2 protein-coding genes are annotated in these 1,632 nt (G+C 56.8%); one reads left to right on the top strand and one right to left on the bottom strand.

The annotated features are described in order from the left end of the window. A partial coding sequence (locus tag CQ13_RS44990; RefSeq protein WP_210183067.1) for a hypothetical protein occupies positions 1-395 on the top strand: 395 nt, incomplete at its 5' end. A gap of 703 nt (positions 396-1,098) precedes the next feature. Here the strand turns inward: CQ13_RS44990 and CQ13_RS12245 are convergent. Further along, positions 1,099-1,632 (bottom strand): IS630 family transposase (locus tag CQ13_RS12245; RefSeq protein WP_156433639.1); only part of this gene is annotated, 534 nt, incomplete at its 5' end.

The raw sequence follows: 1,632 nt of genomic DNA, 5'->3' as shown, positions 1-1,632 counted from the left end.
TCATCTACCGTTTGAATCACAACGCTTGTTCTTCGTCGAGAAAAATCCGATTACTCGGACAGGCTCCTAGTGGCTTCTGCAAATGCAAGTGCTTTCGCCTCGTCGGAAATCGCGAGGCCGTACCGGAACAGACGGTCCCCCAGCTTAGATCGCAGGTGCATGGGATCGATGCCCAGCATGGTGAAATGCCAAAACGGCGTCTGCGGATGATATTTGCCGAACTGTTCGAATACCCTTTCGGTTTCCGCTCGCCTGTACTCTGGAACGCTCCCGAGCAGAACTTCATCATCCGCGCGTCGTCCCGATGCATTTTGTCGGTCTGCCACAGAAACGCGCCTTTGTCGCCGTTATCGAAATATGCGCCGCTTCGATTGGTGTATGGATCGCCTCAGTAATGCTCGATGAACCCGCTGAAATGGCGCTAGTAGCGCTCCGGCTCCGGATAGAGCCACCTCGATAAGGGGCACATTGTAAAAGCTGTCGTCAGAATGGCGTTGACCCTCGATTGGCTCTCAGGGGCGACGGTCTTGATCGATTCGTTCTCACTAGACGCGGATTTCATCATTACACCTATGTCGAGAGCCGTGCGAACAGCACCGGTCCGCAAGCGGAACGAAGCACAGCGGAAATGCGTTGAGAGGCTTAGAAACCAAAAAGCTCCCAATGCTCCGCAGCTCGCGATTCCTCTTCAATTGCAACTTCGGACTTCTGCGACCGGCTTGGCCCTACTGCCACCCTGGCGCGGTGCAGGATTTGAGCCACTACGACGCAACCGCAAATTGGCTTTTTTTCGCTCGCGATGTCGCATTCGCAACAGCTTGGCGGCTTCTAGACAAGAGGCGCCTTTGCTTTCGTACGGAAGCGCGCGCGCAGGCCAAGGCGAATTCCGCCTCGGAAAACCGACGGGCGCCCACCGCCTCGATCACCTCTGGCTTGGCTGTTGCTTGCGCCGTCGCTCTCACGACGATGCGTATCCGGCAGTTACATAGCTTGTTCGAGGTTGGCTCTAACGGCGCCATCGCTATTGCGAACGTGGGCATCATCGCGCGAAACTCGGATAACGGCAGCTAGATTAGCGTTTTCTTGGTTCGAATCATATCAGGCGGCGTCGACGAGTTTGTAGGACCACGTGTGGATGACCGGATGGCGATTGACGTCGTCGATACCGGCCATGATGCGCTCCTTGAGTTCGTGTTTTGAGGCCACCCGGATGTGGCGGAGGACTGAACGGGCCAACTTGGAGAAGAATCCCTCGATGAGATTGAGCCATGAGCCGTGCTTGGGCGTGAAGGTGAGCTCGAAGCGCCCGCTTGGTCGAGTGGCGAGCCAAGCTCTGGTTTCTCGCGAGATGTGCGCGGAATGATTGTCGAGGATCAATTTGATCGCAGTGTTCGGCGGATAGGCGGCATCGATAAGTCTGAGGAGTTCGACGAACTCTCGACTGCGATGGCGATCTTTGACAAGGGCGTGGACCTTGCCGGTGAGCAGATCAATCCCAGCCAACAGGCTGAGCGTGCCATGTCGTTTGTATTCATGATCGCGCGCAAAGGTGGCGTGGACGCCAGGCTTGGGCGGCAAATCCGGCGCCGTCGTTGCGATGGCCTGGATTCCCGGCTTCTCGTCGCAGGAGAC

The sequence above is a fragment of the Bradyrhizobium retamae genome (assembly GCF_001440415.1).
In the GTDB taxonomy this organism is placed as follows: domain Bacteria; phylum Pseudomonadota; class Alphaproteobacteria; order Rhizobiales; family Xanthobacteraceae; genus Bradyrhizobium; species Bradyrhizobium retamae.
The sequence above is the reverse complement of the archived record's forward strand: the minus strand, read 5'-3'. Positions and strand labels throughout refer to the sequence as shown.